Origin of the sequence: Amycolatopsis sp. NPDC048633 (assembly GCF_040650695.1) — a bacterium.
In the GTDB taxonomy this organism is placed as follows: domain Bacteria; phylum Actinomycetota; class Actinomycetes; order Mycobacteriales; family Pseudonocardiaceae; genus Amycolatopsis.
This window is the reverse complement of sequence record NZ_JBEZHS010000006.1, coordinates 1-19917: the sequence shown is the minus strand read 5'-3', so window position 1 is coordinate 19917 and position 19917 is coordinate 1. Positions and strand designations below refer to the sequence as shown.

Genomic DNA, 19917 nt, shown 5'->3' with positions numbered 1-19917 from the left:
CAGACCGCGCGGCGAGCCGGAGGTTTCCTGGATCCACGGGCAGAGGAGGGCATTCATGGACCCCTACATCACCGCACCGCGCCGGAGCCGCTGGCGCCGGGGCGTCTACGCGGCCGGGCTCGTCATCCCGTTCACCGCCACGCAGGTCTGGGCGCTGTTGGTGCTGCTGCGGCTCGCGCCGCTCGACGGGCTCGTCGGCCAGGCCTTCGTGCTCGTTCTGCTGGGGTCCGTCGTCGCGATCTGGGCGGGGTGGCGCTGGACCTGGCAGCTCGGCCGGGACCGCGACCTCCGGCCCGAGCCCGCCCCGAAGACCCGGATTCCGACATGACGCCCGGGCTGGCGATCGTCGCGGCCCTCGTGCTCGGTATCGCCGCCGGACGTCTCTCACGCCACTTCGGCGGCCTTCTGCGCCGCCGGCTGACCGGAAGGAACACGGAAATGACCAGCAGGCAAGCGTCGTTCCCCGCCCGGCTCTACCACTGGCGGTGGGAGATCCTGGCGGTGACGCTGCTCCCCTACGCCCTGGTGACGTTCGCGCTGTGGGCCGGCCCGATGTGGGCGTCGACGGTCTTCGTCGTCGCGTTCGGCCTGGCGGTGCTGCGACGGCGCCAGGTGCGGACCCGGATCCAGGCGGTCCGGCTGCAGCACCGCCTGCGGGCGGCGTTCCCGCTGCTGCCCCTGCCCGGCGGCCACCGCCCGGCGATCCTGTGGTCCCGCCCCCGCGGCGGCGACATCGTGGTGTCGCTGTTCGGCCGCGAGGCGTTCGAGCACCTGCACCGCAACCGCACGGTCCTCGCGGCGGCGTGCGCGGTCCCGGAGGTGTACGTCGACCGCCACCCGAGGTACGCGAGCCTCGTGACGCTGACGATCAGCCCGACCGAGGCCCCGCGTGAGCGGGCAGTGCTGCCGAGCAACGTGGTGCCGCTTCGGGCGCACAGCTGAGCTCCGGGCCCGGCGTCCACCTGGTGGGCGCCGGGCCCGCGCACAGCAACCGCACAGGGCGATCACACCGTCACCAAAGCGGGAACCGCGACCGTAGGGGCATGACAGCCACCGCCTCCGCATCGCGGCCCGGGACCATCCCGGTCGATCTGGCCGGCCCGCAGCCCGTCCTCGACGTCGTCATCCCGGTCTACAACGAAGAGGCCGACCTCGAACCGTGCATCCGCCGGCTGCACGCGCACCTGGCCGAACACGTCTCCTACCCGTACCGGATCACCGTCGCCGACAACGCGAGCACCGATGCGACGCTGCAGGTGGCCGAACGACTCGCCCGCGAATTCCCCGAGGTGGCCGTCCACCACCTCGACGAGAAGGGCCGCGGCCGCGCGCTCAACGCCGTCTGGCGGGCCTCCGACGCCGCCGTCCTCGCCTACATGGACGTCGACCTCTCCACCGATCTCGCCGCGCTCGGGCCGCTCGTCGCCCCGCTGCTCTCCGGGCACTCGGATCTCGCGATCGGCAGCAGGCTCGCCCGGGGAGCGCGAGTCGTGCGGGGGCCGAAGCGCGAGTTCATCTCCCGCGCCTACAACCTGATCCTCCGCTCGACGCTCGCCGCGAAGTTCAGCGACGCGCAGTGCGGCTTCAAGGCGATCCGCGCCGACGTCGCGCGCGAACTGCTCCCCCACGTCGAGGACACCGGCTGGTTCTTCGACACCGAGCTGCTCGTCCTCGCGCAACGCGCCGGGCTGCGGATCCACGAGGTGCCCGTCGACTGGGTCGACGACCCGAACTCGTCGGTCAACATCGTCAAGACCGCGACCGCCGACCTCAAGGGCATCGCCCGCGTCACCAAGGCCACCTTCACCGGCGAAATCCCGATCAGCAGGCTGCGCGAGCAGCTCGGCCGCCAGCCGATCGGCGTCGACGCGCCGGGCGTGCCGCCGCGGCTGGTGACGCAGCTGGTGCGGTTCGCCGCCATCGGCGTCAGCAGCACCCTCGCCTACCTCGTGCTGTTCCTGCTGCTGCGGACCGCCGTCGGCGCGCAGCCGGCGAACTTCGCCGCGCTCCTGGTGACAGCGATCGGGAACACCGCGCTGAACCGGCGGCTCACGTTCGGCATCCGCGGGCGCGCCGGCGCCGGCCGGCACCAGTTCGAAGGGCTGATCGTCTTCGGCCTCGGGCTCGCCCTGACGAGCGGATCGCTGGCCCTGCTCAACGGATCCACCACCCCCGGCCTCGTCCTGGAGATCACCGTGCTCGTGCTGGCGAACCTCGCCGCGACGATCCTCCGGTTCTTGCTCCTGCGCGGCTGGGTGTTCAACCCGCGCCGCCAGAGCGCCACCCAGAAGGAGTTCTGATGACCGCCGTCCTGTCCGACCCCGTGACGCGAGAACCGCGTCATCGCAGGGATTCCGCGGCGCACGCGCCACCGCGCTGGGTCCGCCCGTCGGTGTTCGGGCTGCTGGCCGCGACCGCCGTGCTGTACTTCTGGAACCTCACCGCGTCCGGCTACGGCAACTCGTTCTACGCCGCCGCCGTGCAGTCCGGGACGCAGAGCTGGAAGGCGTGGCTGTTCGGGTCGCTCGACTCCGGCAACGTGCTGACGGTCGACAAACCGCCCGCGGCGTTGTGGGTCGGCACGCTCTTCGCGCGGATCTTCGGGTTCTCCAGCTTCACCGTGCTCGCCCCGCAGGCGCTGATGGGCATCGCGTCGGTCGGCATCCTTTACCTGACGGTGAAACGGACTTCGGGCCCGATCGCCGGGCTCATGGCCGGCGCGACGCTGGCGCTCACCCCGGTCGCGGCGCTGATGTTCCGCTTCAACAACCCGGACGCGCTGCTCGTGCTGCTCATGGTCGCGGGTGCCTACTTCGTCGTGCGCGCCACGGAAAAGGCCTCCCCCGGCTGGCTCGCGCTGGCCGGTGCCGCGATCGGCTTCGGCTTCCTGACGAAGATGATGCAGGCGTTCCTGGTGCTGCCCGCGTTCGGCCTGGTGTACCTGATCGCGGCACCGACGACGCTGGGCAAGCGCTTGCTGCACCTCGGCGGCGCGGTGATGGCGCTGGTCGTCTCGGCGGGCTGGTTCATCGCACTGGTCGACCTGTGGCCGACGGCGTCCCGGCCGTACATCGGCGGGTCCGAAGGGGACAGTCTGCTCGAACTCGCCTTGGGCTACAACGGGTTGTCGCGGATCTTCGGCGGCGGTGACGGCGGCGGGCCGGGCGGTGGCGGCGGCATGGGCGGCGGGAACACCGGCTTCGGCGGCGCGGCCGGCCTCTTCCGGATGTTCGGGTCGAGCTTCGGCACCGAGATCTCGTGGCTGCTGCCCGCGGCCCTGATCGGGCTGGTCGCCGGACTGTGGTTCACCCGCCGCGCGCCGCGCACCGACCGGACGCGCCTGGCGCTGGTCCTGTGGGGCGGCTGGCTGGTCGTGACGGCGGTGGTGTTCAGCTACATGAGCGGCATCGTGCACCCGTACTACTCGGTCGCGCTCGCCCCGGCGATCGCCGCGCTGGTCGCGATCTCGGGCCGCGCGCTGTGGCAGGGCCGGGACAACCTGGCACCGCGGGCGACGCTGGCCGCCATGGTCGTGGCGACGGCGGTGTGGTCGTTCATCCTGCTCGACCGGACGCCGGACTGGTTCCCGGCGCTGCGCTGGATCGTGGCGGTGCTCGGCGTCCTGGCCGGGACGGTGCTGGTGATGGGCGTGCCCACCGTCCGCAAGGCGGCCACGGTCGTCGCGGCGGCGGTGGTCCTGACCCTGGGCGTCTCCACCGCGGCATACGGCGTCGAGACGGCGTCGGTGGCGCACAGCGGCTCGATCCCGACCTCGGGGCCGACGTCGAGCGCGATGGGCGGGGGCATGGGCGGCGGTCCGGGCGGCGACGAGTCGTCGTCGAGCACGGTCGGCGCACTGCTGGCGAAGACGACGACGAAGTGGGCCGCGGCGACGACGGGCTCGCAGAACGCCGCGTCGCTGGAACTGGCCAGCGGCAAGGCGGTGATCGGGATCGGCGGCTGGAGCGGCTCCGACCCGGCCCCGACGCTGGACGAGTTCAAGGCTTACGTCGCCGCCGGCGAGATCAAGTACTACATCGACGGCGGCCGCGGCGGCGGCCCGGGCGGCGGCTCTTCGGACATCACCGCGTGGGTGACGGCGAACTACACCGCCACCACGGTCGACGGCCAGACGGTCTACGACCTGCAGAGCTGAACCGGGAAGGCCCGGGCTTCTCCGGAAGCCCGGGCCTTTTCACGCGATCCCGCGGGCTTCGCGCACCAGCGTGTCGCGCTGGGCACCGCGGAAGACCGTCGTCTCGACGAGCGCCTCGAAGTGCCGGTACCCGCCCAGGGCTTCCGCCTCGTCGAACGCCGCGGCCGCCGCCGCGGTGCCGTGGCCCCCGCACCCCGCGACGATCACGACCTCCGCGGTCTCCGGGGCGAACGGGTTCGCCGCGCGGATGACCAGGCCGTAGTCCACGCGTGGGTCGCCGGCGTCGTCGTACCGCGGCGAGGCCGCGAAGCCGGACTTGCGGTCGTACACCGACGAGCCGTGCTCCGGATCGACGGTGAACCCCAGCGACAGCACGCCGTCGAGGCGCGCGAGGACGTTTCCGGTCAGGGAATTGCCATCCGGGCCGCCGATCAGGATGAGATCCTCACGGATCTCGTCCTCGGTGAGCGCGTCGGCTTCGACGAGCCGCACGGCCGAGCCGAGCTGGGCCTGCAGCTCCACCGCGGCCACCAGGTCACCCTGGTCCACCATCCCCGGGAGGTCCCGGCCGGCGAAGCGCACGCCGAACACCATGAGCGGCCGGCGGTCGTGCGGCACTCCGCCCATGGCCGGCTCCTTCGGGTCGTTTATCCGAAGTCGTCGCAGGTCAGCGGGTCGTTACGGCCGAGGGCCGCAGGTGGTGACCGACGTCGCCGACGAGGTCGACCGTCGCCCGGCGTCCGGTGAATCGCCACCCGTCCGCGGTACGGGTGAACCGGTCCGCGTACCGGCCGGCCGCGATCGTCTGCAGCGGCAGTCCCGGCGCCGCCTGCAGCACCGTGTCGCGCAGCAGTGCGCCGGCGCCCTCGTACAGAGAAAGTATGGAAACCTTCCGTACCGTGGCGGCCGATGGCGGCAGGGGGCCGCCGACGGGGGTGGATCCATGACGCTCGATCGCCGGAACCTGCTCAAACTCGGGGCGGGAGCGGCCGTCGCGGTCGCGAGCACCGCGCTCATGACCGGCACGGCCGAAGCCGGGACGACCTTGCCGCCCGTGCCGGGCATGCTGGGCGACCGGAAAGCCAACGAACTCTGGTACCAGCTCGACGAAATCGCGCTGTACCACCCGGCCCAGGAGGTCCAGGACGCCTACGCGGTGCTCTTCCCGTTCCTCCAGCAGAACGCGCCGGAGGGCCTGCCCGCGAAGTGGCGGGAGCTCAGCCTCGAACCGGCTTACCCGCACAACTACGCCGAGCTCGTCAAGCCGATCGAGCAGCCGCTGAAAACGCTTTCGACCCTGCAGCTCGGCAACTTCGACCGCTTCTACCGCGGCGACGAAGAGGGCCTCACAAAGGCCTTCGCGGCCTTCGGGCAGGGGATCCTGTTCGACCCGCGGCGCGCCGACGTCGAGTCCGAAGTGCACACCATGGACGGCGATCCGCCGTCGGGCTACCACTTCTGGCACGCCATCCAGCGCGCGCAGCTGGTGCTGGACATCGACCGCCGCCGCTGGGCGCGGATCACCCCGCTGCTCGGCTTCGCCTGGGCGCTGCAGTCGATCGCGCGTCCCGATCACCGGCACGTCAACCCGGGCCTGCCCCGCGAACAGGTCCGCGCGCAGGCCCGGTACTGGCTGCCGCGGTCGACCGCGGAGCTCGACCGCGACTTCCGCTCGTCGCCCTACCCGGACAGCGCCCGCTGATACGCCGCCTGCAGCACCGGGCCCGGCGCGATCCCGAGCCGTTCGCCGAGGATCCGCCGGCCCCGGTGGTAGACCGCCACCGCGTCCGCCGGCCGCCCGCTCGCGCAGAGCGCGGCCATGAGCAGCGCCCGCGCGCGTTCGCGCAGGGGGTGTTCGAGCACGAGGCCGGTGGCGTCCGGCACCGCCCGCAGGTGGTCGCCGGTCGCCACCTCCGCTTCGATCCGGCTCTCCAGGACGCCCAGCCGGAGCTCCTCGAACCGCGCCGACTCACTCGCGCGGAGCGGTTCGGCGACACCCGCGAGGACCGGGCCGCGCCACAGGTCCAGTGCGGTGCCGAACAACCCCGCCGCGCGCCCGGCCCGGCCCGCGCGCAGTTCGTCGTGCCCCGTGGAAGCCAGCCGCTCGAACTCTTCCGCGTCGACCGTGCCGCCGTCCGGCGCCAGCAGGTACCCGCCACCCGTCCGGACGAGCCGCGCGGGCCGCCCGAGTGCCTTGCGCAGGCGGGAAGCGTACGTGCACAGCTGCGCGTCGACCGTCGACGGCCGGACGCCTTCCCACAGCAGCGAAATGAGCCGCTCATCGGGAACCACCCGCCCGCGCGCCAGCAGCAGCGCCGCCAGCAGCGTCCGCGGCTTCCGCCCGCCGAGCGCGGCCGGGTCCCCGTCCGCGCGGATCACCGTCAGTGGCCCGAGAATCCGGAACTCCATGCCCCACCCCGTTCCCAACGTACCCGGACCGACACCGCCGGCACAGGAAAGTCTCAGACGGCCCACAGGTTGGGCGCGGATCATGGAGGGCAGAGGAGACGAGGAGGCCGCGATGATCACGACACGTCCGGGTTACCCGCGCTGGCACACCGCGAGCGCCCAGGGGCCGCGCTCGCTCAACGCCGACGCCGTGGGCGCGTATGCCGCCGCAGGCGGGCCCGGCATCGTGTTCGCGCTCGCCGACGGCGTCGGGGACGAACCCGCCGCCGCGCGGGCCGCCCGCATCGCGTCCGCGGCCGCCGCCCGCACCCCGGTCCACAAAGGACCGGTCGAAGCCGTGCTCGCCGCCCAGCGCGCGGTTCGCGAGCAGACGACCGGGGACGCCGTGCTCGTCGTCGCGATGCCGGCCGAGCACGGCGGGTACCGCATCGCCTGGGTCGGCGACGCCCGCGCGTACGCCTGGGACGGCACCACGCTCGGCCGCCTGACCACCGACCACACGCTCGCCGAGTACTTCCGCGCCCGTCACCAGCCGGTGACCCCGCGGATGGAGCACGTGGTCACCACGAGCGTCCGCACGGCCAAGCCGGACGAGATCGGCACGGCGGAGACGTCGAGTGCGGGCCTGCTCCTGACCAGCGACGGCGTCCACAAGCCCCTGACCGGCAGCGGCATCCGCGCGGTGCTGGCCCGGCCGGGCACGGGCGCGGCCGAGCTGGTCGACGCGGCGCTCGCCCGCGGGGGCTCCGACAACGCGACCGCCCTCTACGTCGAGCCCCTGGAGGCCGACAGCGAGACGGTGCGATTTCCGGTCGCGGCCTAGGCCGGAAGGACCTGACAAAACTGGGCCAAACGGGGAAACCCCATAGCCGAACCGTCACGGAGTGTTTATCCTGGTAACCGGTCGTGTTCGTGGTTACCTGGGGGAGTACGCACCGATGATCGAAACGGAGCATTCCGGTTCCGTCCTGCTCACCCGCCGTCTGCTGTGGAACGGTGTCACCGGCAAGCCGCCGCGGCCGCAGCCGGTCGTCCTGCTGCTCGGCCCGGTCGGTGCCGGCAAGTCGCACGCGCTGTCCGGGATCACCGACCACCTCGGCTGGGGCGTCGTGCACGCCCGGTTCGACTTCGCCGGTGACGAGCCCACTCCCGTCGACGTCCTGATCAGGCTGGCCTACAACCTCTCCCGGAAGTGGCGGCACCGCGCGCAACCACGGTTCCTCCGGTTCACCGTCGCGCTGATCGCCGTCGGCGCGGAGCTCACCACCACCGATCGCGTGCGCGACAAGGAAACGCTGCGCCGGCTGCTCGTGGAGTTCCGGCGCAGCCGGTGGCCGGGGCGCCTCGATCCCCTCGTGCGCGTGCTCGTGAAGACCGCCGCGACCGCGGTGCCGGCGCCGTTCGGCGACGCGTTCGCCGCCGAGGTCCCGGCGCTGATCCAGACCGTCCGCCCGCGGCTGGGCCACATCCTGCGCTCGCTGACCGAGTTCGACCGGTTCAAGACCGGGGACGCCCTCGACGCGCTGGTCGACCTCAACTGGCTGGCGCGCGGCCGCGAGCCCGACCCGGACGGCGTCACCGCGTGGCTCACCGAGGCCTTCCTCGCCGACGTCCGGGAGAACCACCGCCGGATGTCCGCCCCGGAGCGGCGCAGCCCGTGCGACTGCGTCAACCCCGGCAAGCAGTCCCACGTGCACAACTGGGTGGTGCTGCTCGACGACGTCGACCACCCCGGCGGGCTCGCGTTCCTCAAGGCGCTGACCGCGGCCCGCGAGACCTACCGCCGCAGGCACGGCGACCGCGGCACCGGCGATCCGCTGCTGGTCGTGGCCACCAGCGGCAAGTGGGACGGCGAGTGGGAGCGGGAGCTCGCCCGCGCCTGGCGGCCGCCGTGGCAGCCGGACGGGACGGCGGCCCGGGTCGTGCCGAGCTGCCGCGACGCCTCCTACGACGACTGGGCCGAGCACCCGGAGACCGCCCGCCCGTCCGGCTACTACCCCGTGCTGCTCGAACCCCTGGAGGTCCAGGAGGTCGCGGACCTCCTGGGTGACGACGTCCCCCGCGCGACGGCCGCGTTCGTCCACCGGGCCAGCGGCGGCCTGCCGAAGGCGGCGAAGCAGCTGGCCGAGACGCTGGGTGACGCTCCCGTCCGCGACGGCGCCCGCGACGTGCTCGGCACCTCGGGCCCGGACCCGTGGCGCACCTGGCTGGCGGAACTCCGCCTGTCCACTGTGGACACCGAGGCGCTGGTCACGGCCGCGCCGTTCGCCACCGCGCCGTGGCTGGTGCCGCTGCCCGAACACGGCCTGGTCGGCCAGCCGCACGTCGGGCCGATCCTCACCGAGCTCCGCGCGTCGCTGTGGGTGAACGCGCCGGGCAACGGCGGCGGCACCCCCGACCACGTCACCCTGCACCCGTGGCTCGCCGGCAACCTGGTCTCCGCGCTGGCGCGGCGCAACGGCGGCGCGGGCCCGACCTACGCCGCCCAGTTCACCGCGCTGCGCGGCGCCCCGGGCGCCGACGACGTCCGCCGCGCGTACTGCCTGCTCGCCCTCGGCGACTTCCCCGCCGTGGTGGACCTGTTCGAACGGGACTTCCCGGAGCTCCCGCACCGGGAGTGGGTCGACCGGCTCACCGTCGTGGTGCACGCCCCGGACGCCCAGCCGCTCGACGAGGACTACGAGCGGCTCTACGGCAAGCTCGTCGACTCCGACGTCGAGCGGAAACCGGGCGAGCGCACCGAGATCCGCAACAACCTCGCCCGCCTGCTCGCCGCCAGCTGGCTCAGCGCGAACCCGTTCGCGGTGCGCGGCCCCGACCAGAACCACGACATCGGCACGGCGCTGACCGCCTTGTCCTCGAAGTCGCAGCGCTCGGACACCAAGGCGCTCGACGACACCGCCAAACTCGCCTTCCGCGGCCTCTGGCCGTGACGCGCCGGAACGGAACGCCGATGCCTCGCACCGCGCTGCTCGACCGCCTCGCCCCGGGAAACCGGCCCGCCGGACCACCCGTCCGGCCCCGAAGCCTGCTCCACCGGCACTGGATCGTCGTCACCGTCATCGGGGTGCTCGTGCTGGCCGCGGTGATCGTGCCGCTGCGGCCGTGGGAGCGGTGCGGCGCCGGGCTGACGGCGGAGGACGACGTCTGCGTCGGCCTTTCCCTCGAGTCCGGGGCGCTGCGCGACGACGATCCCCTCTCCACCCTCGAGACCGTGATCGCCGACCGCAACGCGCAGGCGGGCGCGGTCTACAAGACCGTCGTGGTGCTCGAGAACCTGACCCCGGACCCGGACGTCGACAGCACCCCGATCGACTTCATCCGGCACGAGGTCCAGGGCGCGATCGCCGCGGCGTGGCCGCGTCCGGACACCACCGGTGTCAAGCTCCTGCTGGCGAACTACGGCTCCAACGCCGAACATTGGCGCGCGGCGGTCGACCAGATTATCGCGTCCGCCGAGAGCGAGCACATCGCCGCGGTGACCGGCATCGGCATCAGCCTGCAGAACACCCGGGACGCGATCGCCGAGCTGTCGAGCCACGGCATCGTCACGCTCGGCGCGACGGTGACCGCCGACGACCTCAACGTCGATGCGAACGGCAAGCGGGTCAAGAACTTCTTCCGCGTCGGCCCGACGAACAGCGACGAAGCGCACGCTGCCGTCAACTACATCGCGAAGCTCCCGAAGCGGCGGACGATGCTCGTCGCGGACGTCAACGAGGCCGACACCTACGCGGGCACCCTGGCGAAGGCGTTCACCGAGCAGCAGCTGGTGCCGATCCAGTTCTCCAAGAAGTACGACTCCCTGGAGGGCCAGCTCACCGGCACGAGCCGAGACGAGTACCTCCAGAAGCTGTTCCGCGGCATGCATTCCGACATCTGCAACGCCCAGCCGGACGTCATCTACTTCGCCGGCCGCGGGGTCGACCTGCGGTCGTTCATCTACGCGCTCTCGAACGACGGCGCGTGCCAGCAGCTCCGCTCGGTGACGGTGATCTCCGGCGACGACGCGGCGACGCTCGTCGACACGAAGCTCCCGCTGACCGGGGACATCGCCGTCACGCCGCTGTACACCGCGCTGGCCTACCCGGACCAGTGGAAGATGTTCACCGGCAACGACGCCGCGCTGACCTACCAGCAGAACTACACGGACTTCCTCAACGCGTACACGGGCACGCACGAGTTCGAGGCCGGCGGCCTCTCCGACGGCGCGGCGATGATCGAGCACGACGCCGTCGCGACGGCGGTCAAGGCGGCCGAGGACGACCCGTCGTCGGGCCCGCGGTCGGTGGCGAACTTCGTCGCGGCACTCGACTGCAACTCCGGCGTGCCCGGCGCCACCGGCTTCATCGCGTTCCGGCAGGACAGCGGCAACCAGATCGACAAGGTGCTCCCGATCCTGCGGATCCAGGCCGACGGCTCGGCGAGCCCGGTCGACCTGGTGTGGTCGCAGGGCCGGCCGCTGGACACGTCGCCGTCATGCACTTCGTGAGCGCTTGAGCTGCCGGTACTCGCGCAGTACGAGGACGATGATGAGCACGTCGAGCGCGGCGAAGAACGGCAGCGCGATCGAGTGGGTGTGGACCGCGCGGAAGACCTCATAGACGACGAAGGCCGCGAGGATCAGCGCCGCGACCGGGTACGCGCGGACGATCTTCTTCGCCAGCGCCCACACCAGGCCGAGCTTGATCAGCCCGTGGGCGAGCAGGTAGGCGACGGCGAAGGTCTTCGTGTCGCCGTGGAGGAAGTTCTCGGTGGCCGACTCCAGGTGCCGCGCGAGGGTGCCGGAGGGATCGCCGAGCAGGTCACGCGTGATGACGGCGTGGGTGAACCCGCTGACGGTCGAGGCGGGGATGAACGCGAGAATCAGCGCCCCGACGACCTGCAGCGCGCCGTCGAGACCCTTGATCGCGATCGCGATCCGGAAGAACTTCTCGGTCGCGGTCGTCTTCGCCTCGGTCATCCTGCCTCCTCGCCCCCTCACTCTGCCCCAACCACGGTGTGTCCGCATCCGCAGACAGCGGGCGCCCAAAAGGGGTCAATTCCTGGCCAATCTCCCCAACCGGCGCCCGATTCGTTGCCAGTGCACCAAGATCATCTCTATGCTGTAATTTCCGTTCGCCGGTAAAGAAGGGGAGCGCGTGATGCCACGTCCGTGGGAAGCCGATCCGAACGCGTCGTTCAAACGTCGTCTCGGGAAGTCCGCAACCGAACTCGGCGGCACCAACGACGACCGGACGTGCCCGGACATCTGGGAACTTTCGAACGGAGATGTCGCGATCATCGGTCGCGATCTCACTTCGGGCTACGCAATGCGACTGCCCCGCGGGGTCAGCATCGGCGCGGATGAGCGGCTCGTCGTCATTCCGGGCATCATGATGCGCACGGCGAAGGAGGACATCCCCGATGCATAGACCTCTCGTCACCCTTCCCGGTGACCGGTTGACACCGGACGAGTACTTCTCCGACTACGACAGGAACTTCTGGCACACCGACAACACCGGTTGCTGGAAGCTCGAGCGCCAGCAGCACTTCGTCGAGAGCGGCAACGCGAGCTGGGAGGCCTTCGATGCGGGCGATTGGCCCAAAGCGCTGAGGCTCATGGAGGAGCGCCGCCACGCCCTCGCCGACTACGAAAAACGCATCGCCGGACACGACTTCGAAGTGCGGCGCATCCGGATCGTCGAAGAACCGATCAGCCCCTATTTGATCTGGGAGCTCAACTCCTTGCACGTGCGGTACCAGGTCGGCGGAAAGATCCGGGTCGTCGACGGAGGAATCGTGGCCGATCTGGAACGGGATGAGGTTCTCCCGGAACTGTTCATCCTCGGAAAGAAGGTCATTTACCAGGTCTTGTACGCCGAGAGCGGTGAACTCGAAGGAGCGATCAGGTCCGACGCACCCGACCTGATCCACCACTGGACGGCGACAGCCGGCCGGCTCTACGACAAAGGCGAAGACCTGGGCGGGTACTTCGCCCGGAAGGTCGCCGGGCGGCAGCCACCCTCGGCGTGGTGAGCCGGCCGATGTCCGGGACCGAGCCGTCCGGCCCGGTCCCCCGCCAGCTGCCCGCCGATGTCCGCGGTTTCGTCAACCGGCTCCAGGACCTCGCCCGGCTCGACGAGATCATCGACGACAGCACCTCTCCCGGGGCGACGATCGTCGTCGTGGGCACGGCGGGAGTCGGCAAGACCTCCCTCGCCGTGCACTGGGCTCACCGGATCCGTGCGCGGTTCCCGGACGGGCAGCTCTACGTCAACCTCCACGGGTACGATCCCGGCCCGCCGATCACGCCGCACGAGGTGCTCGAGCGGTTCCTGCACGCACTGAGCGTGCCGGTGGCGGCGGTTCCGGCCGACCTCGAGTCGCGCGCCGCCTCGTTCCGATCGCTTCTGTCCGGCCGCCGGATGCTCGTGGTGCTGGACAACGCCGCGACAGTCGGCCAAGTCCGGCCGCTGTTGCCGGGCAACAGCGAATGCCTCGTGCTCGTGACCAGCCGAAGCAGCCTGTCCGGGCTCGTGGCCCGGGACGGCGCTCGCCGGCTGAGCCTGCGCGTGCTCTCCGAGGACGAAGCGACCGAGCTGATCCAGCGCATCACCTCCGGCTACCGCGATCAGGACGACACCGCGGACCTCACCGAGCTGGCCGGACTGTGCGCGCGGCTCCCCCTCGCCCTGCGCATCGCCGCCGAACGCGCGATCAACCGGCCCTGGGCACCGTTGCGCGACCTCATCACCGAACTGCGGGACGAATCCGCGCTGTGGGACGCGCTCACCGCCGACGACGATGACGAGTCCGATGCCGTTCGCACGGTTTTCGCGTGGTCCTACCGGGCGCTGACTCCCGAGGCGAGCCGCATGTTCCGGCTCCTCGGGCTGCACCCGGGCGCAGAGTTCTCGCTCGCCGCCGCCGCGGCACTCGCCGGCCGGTCCCCGGCCAAGGTCCGGCGGGTCCTCGACGACCTGGTCGGCGCGCACCTGCTCGAGCAGCCGCAGGCGGACCGGTACCAGTTCCACGACCTGCTGCGGATGTATGCGAACGACCAGGCGCGGGCCGAGGAACCCGCAGACGCCGCTTTCGAGGCCACGCGTCGCGCGCTGTCGTGGTACCTGCACGGCGCGCTCGCCGCCCGGGACCGCCTCGGCGGCGGCGGTTTGCCCTGGACCCCCGCCCCGCCCGAAGCCGAGATCACCCCACCGGCGTTCCCGGACCGGACGGCCGCGCTCACGTGGTACGGGCAGGAGCGGGAAAACCTGGTCCGGGCGGTCCGCGCGGCCGACGACCTGGACGTCTCCGACATCACCTGGCAGCTTCCGGCGGCGCTCTATCCGATCTACGCCGAGCGCAACCATTTCGCCGACTGGATCGAAACGAGCACCATCGCACTCCGGGTGACCCGCCGGCTCGGAAACCGGGCCGCCGAAGCGGAAGTGCTGGAAAGCCTGGGCAAAGCGCACACCCAGCACTTCGACCGGGAGCAGGGGATCGAGCTGCAGTCCGCAGCCCTACGCCTGCGCCGTGAACTCGACGACCCACTCGGCGAGCTGAAGTCGGCCAACGCACTCGGGCTCGCCCGGTTGCGCGCCCGCGACCTGACCGCGGCTCGTGGCCTGTTCGACCGGGTCACCACGCTGTCCGGCACGCTCGGCGACCAGTACTGGCTGGCGGTCGCGACCAACAACACCGCCAACGTCGATCTCGAACTCGAATCCTTCGAGCGGGCCCGGCAACTGCTGACGGACGCACTGGCTCGGTTCCGCCGCCTCGGACTGCGCAGTGGTGAAGGCGACGTCCTGCGCGGCCTCAGCCACACGAAGCGGGGACTGAGCCGGCCTGCCGAGGCGTACGAGCACATCCGGGCCGCCGTGGCCATCGCGCGAGGAGACGAGAATCCGGCGCGAGAAGCGTTCTGGTTGCTGGAAGAAGGACGCGTCCAGATCGACCTCGGCCGGCCGGCGGAAGCCTTGGAGACGTTCCGGCGCTCCTCGACGCTCCAGCGGCAACTGGGTGACCGCGTCCGTGAGGCCGAGACCTGGGACGCCACCGGCATCGCCTACCAAGCGATGGGGCGGGCCGAAGAGGCCGTGCCGTTCTGCCGCCGAGCGGTCTCGGTGTTCCGTGAGCTGGACGAGACTTGGCTGCTCGCCCTCGCGCTCGACCACCTCGGCGCCGCACTGGCCGACTCGGGCAGCGCCAGGGAAGCCGCGGAGGGCCGCCGCGAGGCACTGGTGTTGTTCGAACCCTTCCACGATCCTCGTGCGCAGCGCCACTACGACCGGCTGGCGGCAATCCTCACGAGCTGAGGCGGCCCAGGCACCTTTCGCACCGTTCGTGGCGAGCTGTCCGGCCAGTCGGGTCGGTGCCGTAGAACGGGAAGCACGCCGCGCCGCAGAGGGCCAGGAAGATCGGCCCGCACCGGAGGGGGTGCGGGCCGACCTGGTGGGCCACGGCCAGTGCGCGCCGCCGTGCGCCCGCTTCGGGGAGCCAGCCGTGGTCCGGGAGGGTGGCCCGGACCCGGGCGTCCAGCTCGTCGGCCCGGGTGACGAGGTCCGCGCCCAGGTCGGCGAGCCGCTCCCCCAGGTCGCGGAGGATGTCGGGGCGAGGTGTCTCGTCGTCCAGGGTGCGCGCCAGCCACGAGACGTCGAGGCCGAGCGAGCCGTGCAGGTCGCGGAGGCGGTCGACCAGCCGCTGGTCCTGATCCGCGCCGGTCAGCACCGAGCCAGCCACGCTTCGCGGCAACCGGCGCAGGTCGGGTCGAACCAGTTCCCGCCGAGCTGCGGAACGTCGCACACCTCGACGGTCACCTCTTCCCCGCACAAAGTCGCGAACCGTTCTTCCGGACGCGGCGGGAACGGGCCGTCGAGCGCGTGCCGCTTCCCCTCCGCCTGCTGCCACCTCAACATGATGTCCATTCAATCTGTCCGGCCCGATTGACACCAATACACCGAGAGGGTGATGGACGGAGTTCGTATTCTCGGGCCATGAAAGCGAATTCTTCCCCGTGCGCGGCGCTGACAAATTGGGAGACAGGCATCATTCCCGGACTCCTGCAGACCGCCGGCTACGCGCGGGCGATATTCGAAAGTGCGAACCTCACCGCCGACCAGATCGATGCACGGGTAATCGCCCGCATGGATCGGCAGAAGAGGCTGGATCGCTCCGGCAGAAATGAAGGCGACTGCGTCGGGCCTGGTCAGCGGCCCTCCGCCGGCTCCGCTGACGTCTCCGCCTTCACCACGTCCTCCGCGAAGGCGATCGCCGCCTTGGCTGCGTCGTCGCCGAAGATCGGGCCGTTCGCGTACAGGCCGTCGATGATCACCATCACCCGGTCCGCCAGCCGCGTCGGGTCGGCCGCCGACGTCTCCGCCGCCAGCTCCCGCAGCTGCGTTCGCGCCCGCACCAGGTAGTCCACCGCCACGCGGTGGGCCGGGTGCCGCGGCTCCGGGAACTCCGCCAGGGTGGCGCGCAACGGGCACCCGCGCGAGCCGGGCCTGGTCACCTGCACCCCAGCCTCGCGCACCAGCTCCACCAGCCGTCGCTCCGGAGTGGCCGCCCGGACGCCGGCCACGAGACGGTCCCAGTCGGCGCCGCACCGGCCCAAGTACGCCACCACCAGGTCGTCCTTGCTCGCGAAGCACGTGTAGAGCAGCTTCTTGCCGCAGCCGCACTCGTCGATGATCCGTTGCAGTCCGACGGCGTGCACCCCGTGCCGGTCGAACAGCCGGGTGGCGGTTCCGAGGATGCGCTCGCGGGCGTCCGGCGTCGGCATGCGGGGATAGTAGTGGCCTCCCCGGATCCCGGGGAGGCCACTGCCACTACGCGATCACATCGCCGGCGGCGCCGACTTCGTCCCCCAGCTTGTCGGGGTGTCACTCAGGCGGAACTGGATCTTGCCCGCGCGGAGCAGGTCCTCGTGCGAGATCCAGCTGCGGTCGTAGCCGCGGTGTCCGATCTGGACGTCCTTTGTGTACTGCAGCTTCGCCGCGTTCGCCCCGGGCGCCTCGATCTCGATCTTGCGGCCACCGGCCGGCCGGATCTCGACCTTCTCGAACATCGGGGTGCTGAGCAGGTACGTCCCGGAGCCGGGCTGGGCTTCGAAGACGCCGGCCATGCCGAAGACGAGCCACGACGAGATGGTGCCGAGGTCGTCGTTGCCCGGCATGCCGTACGGCGTGTCGGTGAAGAGCGTCCGCGCCGCGCGCAGCACCGCCGACGTCTTCCAGGGCGCGCCGGTCCAGCTGTACATCCAGGGCGCGTGCAGGTCGGGCTCGTTGTTCGGGTTGAAGGCGAAGTTGTTGTGGTAGTCGTACGCGCCGTGGACCCAGGAGTCCGCGGCAGCCTTCGCCGGGTCCGTGAGCAGCAGCGGCGTGTCGAAGAACGTGTCGAGCCGCTTCTCCGCCTGGCCCGCGCCGCCCATCAGGCCGAACAGCTTCGCGGTGTCCTGCTGGGCCAGCCACTGGTACTGCCACGGCGTGCCCTCGTGGAAGCCGGTGGACTTCGCCGGGTCGGGGTCGCCGACGCCGGTGCCGTCTTCCGCGCGAGTGCGCGGGAAGCCGGTGAAGCCGTGCGACTCGACGCTGGTGTCCCACAGCTTGCCGAAGTTGCCACAGCGGTCCTTGAGGGTCTTCGCCTTGTCTCGGTAGCCGAGGCCCTGCGCCATGGTCGACAGCGCGCAGTCGGCGAGGGCGTACTCGAGGGTCGCCGAGCCGGCCTGGCGGGTGTCACCGAAGGTGTAGCCGGGGACGTCCTGGTAGCCGATCCAGCCGTTCTTCACGTAGGACGGGTTGCCGTCGCGGCCGCGGAAGATCGACTGGTCCGCGGGCACTTCGTTGGCGTTGCGCCACAGCGCGTCGAACAGCTGGCGCGCGGTCTTGTCGTCGAGGAGGCCGCGGCGGTAGTTGTCGACCACCCACGGCGTGACGGGGTCGCCGCTCATCACGTTCGTCTCGCCGCCGGCCAGCGCCCAGCGCGGCACCCAGCCGCCGTCCTGGTAGATCTTGAGGACGGACTTGGTCATGTCCGCGGCCTTGTCCGGGTGCAGCAGCGCGACCAGCTGGTTCTGCGAGCGATAGGTGTCCCACAGCGAGAACATCTGGTAGTAGGTGTCGCGGCTGCGGTGGACGGCGTCGTCGAAGCCGCGGTAGGAACCGTCCACATCGGACCCGACGGACGGGTGCAGCAGCGACCGGTACAGCGCGCTGTAGTAGGTCCGCTGGTCGGCGGTGGTCCCACCGGCGACGCGCAGGCGGTTCAGCTCGTCTTCCCAGGTGTCGTGGGCCGCGTCGCGCGCTTTGCCGAACGACCGGGGCTGCTCGGTCCTGCGGTTCAGCCGGGCGCCGTCGACGGAGGTGTAGGACAGCCCGACGGAGGCACCGACCTGGTTCTTGTCGGTGCCGAAGCTGAGCCACGCGCCGGTGCGCTGGCTGCCGAGCTTCGCGTCACGCTGGTTCGGCGTGAGCTTGTCGTCGGTCCAGGTGCCGAAGCTGGTGAACTTGCGGTCGAACTTGGCCGAGAAGAAGACCTTGTAGCGTTCTTTCTGGGTCTCCCAGCAGAAGTTGCCGCCTTGCAGCCAGCCTTCGACGGTGTCGTCCCCCACGACGTGGACGTCGCCGGCGTAGGTGTAGCCGTTGCTCTCGCCGACCTCGATGAGGACGTTCTCGCTGGTCGCCGTGTCCGGGAAGGTGTAGCGGTGCTGGCCGGTGCGCTGGGTGGCGGTCAGCTCGGCTTCGATGCCGTTGTCGAGCTTGACGCCGTAGTACCCGGGCCGGCGGGTCTCGTCGGCGTGGCTGAACTTGGCGCCGTACTGCGCGGGGTCACTGCTGGTGACGGCGCCGGCGGTGGGCATGAACCTGACGTTTCCCATGGTTTGACAGCCGACACCGGAGAGGTGGGTGTGGCTGAAGCCGAGGGTGGTGTCCTGCGCGTAGTCGTAGGACGCGTACTTCTTGAGCTGGGTGTCCGGGCTGAGCTGCACCATCCCGAAGGGGGTGGTGGCGCCCGGGAAGGTGGTGCCGTCCCCGTTGTTCCCGATCGAGGTGTCGACGAGGGTGGTGGGGTCATCGGCGAACCTCGGGCTCGCCTGGGCGGGGGTCGCGAGGGCCACCGTGGTGGCTCCGGCGAGCAAGGTGGCAAGGACGCGCGTCCGCGTTCTCATCCGTCTCCTCCTGACAACGTTGTCACATATCCGGTGTGATCTTTTCCGTTGTCCGGTGGACAAAGCAACCCCCCAAGGGTCGTGACACCCGGCGGCCGCGGCCGAGCCTCGGCCGCGGCATAGGCGGCACGGAGTTCTCCGAGGACCGTCTCCGGCTCGGTCCGCAGCCGGCTGGGAGGTGTCTGGAGGAACGCGATCCCGGCCGCGGCATAGCGTGCGTTGCGGGCGAGCGTCTTCAAGAAGTGGTCCCGCCCGCTGTGGTAGGTCACCGAATCGATCTCCCAGGCGAACGCGACCTCGTCGCACCATGCGTCCGGTTTCGCGATGCAGTCACCACCGCAGTCGAACACCTTGACATTCCACTGGGCACGCGGGAGCCCGCTGCGCTTCCAGAGGCGCCATGCGTCGGCCTCCGCCACCGACTCGGCGTCGGCGAGCAACGGCCGCAGCGCGCGCATCGGCAACGCACCGCCGCGCCGGCTACCAGTCTCCAGTTCGTGAGCGAGCTGAAGCGGAGTACATCTTCGGCGCTGCACAGCTTCCGCGAACATCGCTTGCACCACCTCGAAATCAGAGATCCTCCGCGCCGCATCGACCGCCGCCCGGTATGCGGGAGCGACGACGAGACCGGTGCGCACCAGCGGGGACGGCAGCCGGGTCGTGCGCTCGATCACCACGAACCGCGTGCTCGCGATCTTCCGAGTGTGCGGCACCAGGACGTGGATCTCCCGAGGATCCGGGATCCGCCGAAGCCCCAGCCTGCTCAGCGCCCACAAGCCGGTGATCACAGCGCTCTCGCCCGCCAGCAGAAGGGCGGCCCGCAATCGTTGCTCGTCGGTGGGCGGGGCCGGGTGACGGAGGACCACTCCGGGCAGCAACAGCTGCCACGGGCCACCCGGCCGGCAACGCCGGTAGACGCTGTTGCGACGCACCCCGGCGTCTTCGAGGTCCGCGACTCGAAGTACCCATTCGTCATCGGCTGCCGGTAGCCGCTCGTCCACGTTCCGCGTCTCACTCCCTCAGCTTGTCGCGGAGGACCGACAAAAACGGGGCTGACGGCGCGAACGGTCCGTTCGTGCCCCCTTCGAACGAGAGCCAAGGCCGATTTTGGTGCGTTGAACGCACCAAAATCGCCGACCTGCACGGCGTGGAACAGGAACGCCGAGTGCATCGCCTCGCGGACGATGTCGTTGCCGCG

The 19917-nt window shown here is 70.9% G+C and carries 19 protein-coding genes and 1 pseudogene; 12 read left to right on the top strand and 8 right to left on the bottom strand.

Annotated features, from left to right (window positions below):
• Nucleotides 1-55: 55 nt before the first annotated feature.
• The 4 genes from AB0C38_RS14360 to AB0C38_RS14345 all read left to right on the top strand — a co-directional run bounded on the left by AB0C38_RS14360 (nt 56) and on the right by AB0C38_RS14345 (nt 4156).
• A complete protein-coding gene (locus AB0C38_RS14360; protein WP_360672000.1) occupies nt 56-328 on the top strand; it encodes a hypothetical protein in 273 nt (90 codons plus the stop codon).
• 110 nt (nt 329-438) lie between these two features.
• The gene (locus tag AB0C38_RS14355; protein WP_360671997.1) at nt 439-942 is read left to right on the top strand and encodes a hypothetical protein; all 504 of its coding nucleotides are present in this window, start codon (nt 439-441) and stop codon (nt 940-942) included.
• A gap of 101 nt (nt 943-1043) precedes the next feature.
• Nucleotides 1044-2300 carry a bifunctional glycosyltransferase family 2/GtrA family protein gene (locus AB0C38_RS14350; protein WP_360671994.1) on the top strand — a complete coding sequence of 419 codons (1257 nt, stop codon included), beginning with the start codon at nt 1044-1046 and terminating at the stop codon, nt 2298-2300.
• A complete protein-coding gene (locus AB0C38_RS14345; RefSeq protein WP_360671991.1) occupies nt 2300-4156 on the top strand; it encodes a glycosyltransferase family 39 protein in 1857 nt (618 codons plus the stop codon). Before AB0C38_RS14350 ends, AB0C38_RS14345 begins: the two co-directional genes overlap by 1 nt.
• A gap of 39 nt (nt 4157-4195) precedes the next feature.
• Here the strand turns inward: AB0C38_RS14345 and AB0C38_RS14340 are convergent, their stop codons facing one another.
• A complete protein-coding gene (locus AB0C38_RS14340) occupies nt 4196-4783 on the bottom strand; it encodes a hypothetical protein (RefSeq protein ID WP_360671988.1) in 588 nt (195 codons plus the stop codon).
• A 316-nt stretch (nt 4784-5099) separates the two neighbouring features.
• Here AB0C38_RS14340 and AB0C38_RS14335 point away from each other — a divergent pair, with 316 nt between their 5' ends.
• Nucleotides 5100-5858 carry a hypothetical protein gene (locus tag AB0C38_RS14335; protein WP_360671985.1) on the top strand — a complete coding sequence of 253 codons (759 nt, stop codon included), beginning with the start codon at nt 5100-5102 and terminating at the stop codon, nt 5856-5858.
• Here AB0C38_RS14335 and AB0C38_RS14330 read toward each other — a convergent pair.
• Complete coding sequence (locus AB0C38_RS14330; RefSeq protein WP_360671983.1) at nt 5837-6565, bottom strand: AfsR/SARP family transcriptional regulator; 729 nt, start codon at nt 6563-6565, stop codon at nt 5837-5839. The two genes, AB0C38_RS14335 and AB0C38_RS14330, sit on opposite strands and share 22 nt — an antisense overlap.
• Nucleotides 6566-6677: 112 nt before the next feature.
• Between AB0C38_RS14330 and AB0C38_RS14325 the strand changes: the two genes are divergently transcribed.
• From AB0C38_RS14325 to AB0C38_RS14315, 3 genes are all read left to right on the top strand, one after another.
• Complete coding sequence (locus AB0C38_RS14325; protein ID WP_360671980.1) at nt 6678-7388, top strand: serine/threonine protein phosphatase; 711 nt, start codon at nt 6678-6680, stop codon at nt 7386-7388.
• 115 nt (nt 7389-7503) lie between these two features.
• Nucleotides 7504-9498 carry a hypothetical protein gene (locus AB0C38_RS14320; protein ID WP_360671977.1) on the top strand — a complete coding sequence of 665 codons (1995 nt, stop codon included), beginning with the start codon at nt 7504-7506 and terminating at the stop codon, nt 9496-9498.
• 20 nt (nt 9499-9518) lie between these two features.
• A complete protein-coding gene (locus AB0C38_RS14315; RefSeq protein WP_360671974.1) occupies nt 9519-11057 on the top strand; it encodes an ABC transporter substrate-binding protein in 1539 nt (512 codons plus the stop codon).
• Here the strand turns inward: AB0C38_RS14315 and AB0C38_RS14310 are convergent.
• Complete coding sequence (locus AB0C38_RS14310) at nt 11043-11528, bottom strand: DUF2127 domain-containing protein (RefSeq protein ID WP_360671971.1); 486 nt, start codon at nt 11526-11528, stop codon at nt 11043-11045. The genes AB0C38_RS14315 and AB0C38_RS14310 overlap by 15 nt on opposite strands.
• A gap of 181 nt (nt 11529-11709) precedes the next feature.
• On the opposite strand from AB0C38_RS14310, the gene AB0C38_RS14305 reads away from it, so the two are divergent.
• The 3 genes from AB0C38_RS14305 to AB0C38_RS14295 are packed head-to-tail and all read left to right on the top strand — an operon-like array spanning nt 11710 to nt 14868.
• Nucleotides 11710-11979, top strand: coding sequence for a hypothetical protein (locus AB0C38_RS14305; RefSeq protein ID WP_360671969.1), 270 nt, complete (start codon nt 11710-11712; stop codon nt 11977-11979).
• Nucleotides 11980-12007: 28 nt separating this feature from the next.
• Nucleotides 12008-12583 (top strand): DUF6879 family protein, encoded by a 576-nt coding sequence (locus AB0C38_RS14300; protein WP_360671966.1) that lies wholly within the window; start codon nt 12008-12010, stop codon nt 12581-12583.
• Nucleotides 12580-14868, top strand: coding sequence for an NB-ARC domain-containing protein (locus AB0C38_RS14295; protein WP_360671963.1), 2289 nt, complete (start codon nt 12580-12582; stop codon nt 14866-14868). The genes AB0C38_RS14300 and AB0C38_RS14295 overlap by 4 nt, the downstream gene beginning before the upstream one ends.
• On the opposite strand, the gene AB0C38_RS14290 is transcribed toward AB0C38_RS14295, so the two are convergent.
• Nucleotides 14858-15292 (bottom strand): hypothetical protein, encoded by a 435-nt coding sequence (locus AB0C38_RS14290; RefSeq protein WP_360671960.1) that lies wholly within the window; start codon nt 15290-15292, stop codon nt 14858-14860. The two genes, AB0C38_RS14295 and AB0C38_RS14290, sit on opposite strands and share 11 nt — an antisense overlap.
• Nucleotides 15274-15468: a zinc finger protein gene (locus AB0C38_RS14285; RefSeq protein WP_360671957.1), complete on the bottom strand. Its 195-nt coding sequence runs from the start codon at nt 15466-15468 to the stop codon at nt 15274-15276. The genes AB0C38_RS14290 and AB0C38_RS14285 overlap by 19 nt, the downstream gene beginning before the upstream one ends.
• A gap of 78 nt (nt 15469-15546) precedes the next feature.
• Here AB0C38_RS14285 and AB0C38_RS14280 point away from each other — a divergent pair.
• Nucleotides 15547-15720 (top strand): annotated as a pseudogene (locus AB0C38_RS14280) (Scr1 family TA system antitoxin-like transcriptional regulator); the annotation flags it as partial.
• Between the two features lie 38 nt (nt 15721-15758).
• On the opposite strand, the gene AB0C38_RS14275 reads toward AB0C38_RS14280, so the two are convergent.
• Genes AB0C38_RS14275 through AB0C38_RS14265 form a run of 3 tightly spaced genes read right to left on the bottom strand, consistent with a single transcriptional unit; the run spans nt 15759 to nt 19720 of the window.
• Nucleotides 15759-16334: a TetR/AcrR family transcriptional regulator gene (locus AB0C38_RS14275; protein ID WP_360671954.1), complete on the bottom strand. Its 576-nt coding sequence runs from the start codon at nt 16332-16334 to the stop codon at nt 15759-15761.
• 54 nt (nt 16335-16388) lie between these two features.
• Nucleotides 16389-18719, bottom strand: a complete 2331-nt coding sequence (locus AB0C38_RS14270) for a GH92 family glycosyl hydrolase (RefSeq protein WP_360671951.1) — start codon at nt 18717-18719, stop codon at nt 16389-16391.
• Entirely contained in the window at nt 18716-19720 is a 1005-nt protein-coding gene (locus AB0C38_RS14265) for a hypothetical protein (RefSeq protein WP_360671948.1), read from the bottom strand. Before AB0C38_RS14265 ends, AB0C38_RS14270 begins: the two co-directional genes overlap by 4 nt.
• Between the last annotated feature and the right edge of the window lie 197 nt (nt 19721-19917).

Bases quoted from the DNA above. Each gene is read 5' to 3' on its own strand.
- AB0C38_RS14310 (WP_360671971.1), bottom strand. From the start codon at position 11,528: ATGACCGAGGCGAAGACGACCGCGACCGAGAAGTTCTTCCGGATCGCG.
- AB0C38_RS14350 (WP_360671994.1), top strand. From the start codon at position 1,044: ATGACAGCCACCGCCTCCGCATCGCGGCCCGGGACCATCCCGGTCGAT.
- AB0C38_RS14335 (WP_360671985.1), top strand. From the start codon at position 5,100: ATGACGCTCGATCGCCGGAACCTGCTCAAACTCGGGGCGGGAGCGGCC.
- AB0C38_RS14325 (WP_360671980.1), top strand. From the start codon at position 6,678: ATGATCACGACACGTCCGGGTTACCCGCGCTGGCACACCGCGAGCGCC.
- AB0C38_RS14275 (WP_360671954.1), bottom strand. From the start codon at position 16,334: ATGCCGACGCCGGACGCCCGCGAGCGCATCCTCGGAACCGCCACCCGG.
- AB0C38_RS14285 (WP_360671957.1), bottom strand. From the start codon at position 15,468: ATGTTGAGGTGGCAGCAGGCGGAGGGGAAGCGGCACGCGCTCGACGGC.
- AB0C38_RS14270 (WP_360671951.1), bottom strand. From the start codon at position 18,719: ATGAGAACGCGGACGCGCGTCCTTGCCACCTTGCTCGCCGGAGCCACC.
- AB0C38_RS14320 (WP_360671977.1), top strand. From the start codon at position 7,504: ATGATCGAAACGGAGCATTCCGGTTCCGTCCTGCTCACCCGCCGTCTG.
- AB0C38_RS14360 (WP_360672000.1), top strand. From the start codon at position 56: ATGGACCCCTACATCACCGCACCGCGCCGGAGCCGCTGGCGCCGGGGC.
- AB0C38_RS14330 (WP_360671983.1), bottom strand. From the start codon at position 6,565: ATGGAGTTCCGGATTCTCGGGCCACTGACGGTGATCCGCGCGGACGGG.
- AB0C38_RS14305 (WP_360671969.1), top strand. From the start codon at position 11,710: ATGCCACGTCCGTGGGAAGCCGATCCGAACGCGTCGTTCAAACGTCGT.
- AB0C38_RS14355 (WP_360671997.1), top strand. From the start codon at position 439: ATGACCAGCAGGCAAGCGTCGTTCCCCGCCCGGCTCTACCACTGGCGG.
- AB0C38_RS14340 (WP_360671988.1), bottom strand. From the start codon at position 4,783: ATGGGCGGAGTGCCGCACGACCGCCGGCCGCTCATGGTGTTCGGCGTG.
- AB0C38_RS14345 (WP_360671991.1), top strand. From the start codon at position 2,300: ATGACCGCCGTCCTGTCCGACCCCGTGACGCGAGAACCGCGTCATCGC.
- AB0C38_RS14315 (WP_360671974.1), top strand. From the start codon at position 9,519: ATGCCTCGCACCGCGCTGCTCGACCGCCTCGCCCCGGGAAACCGGCCC.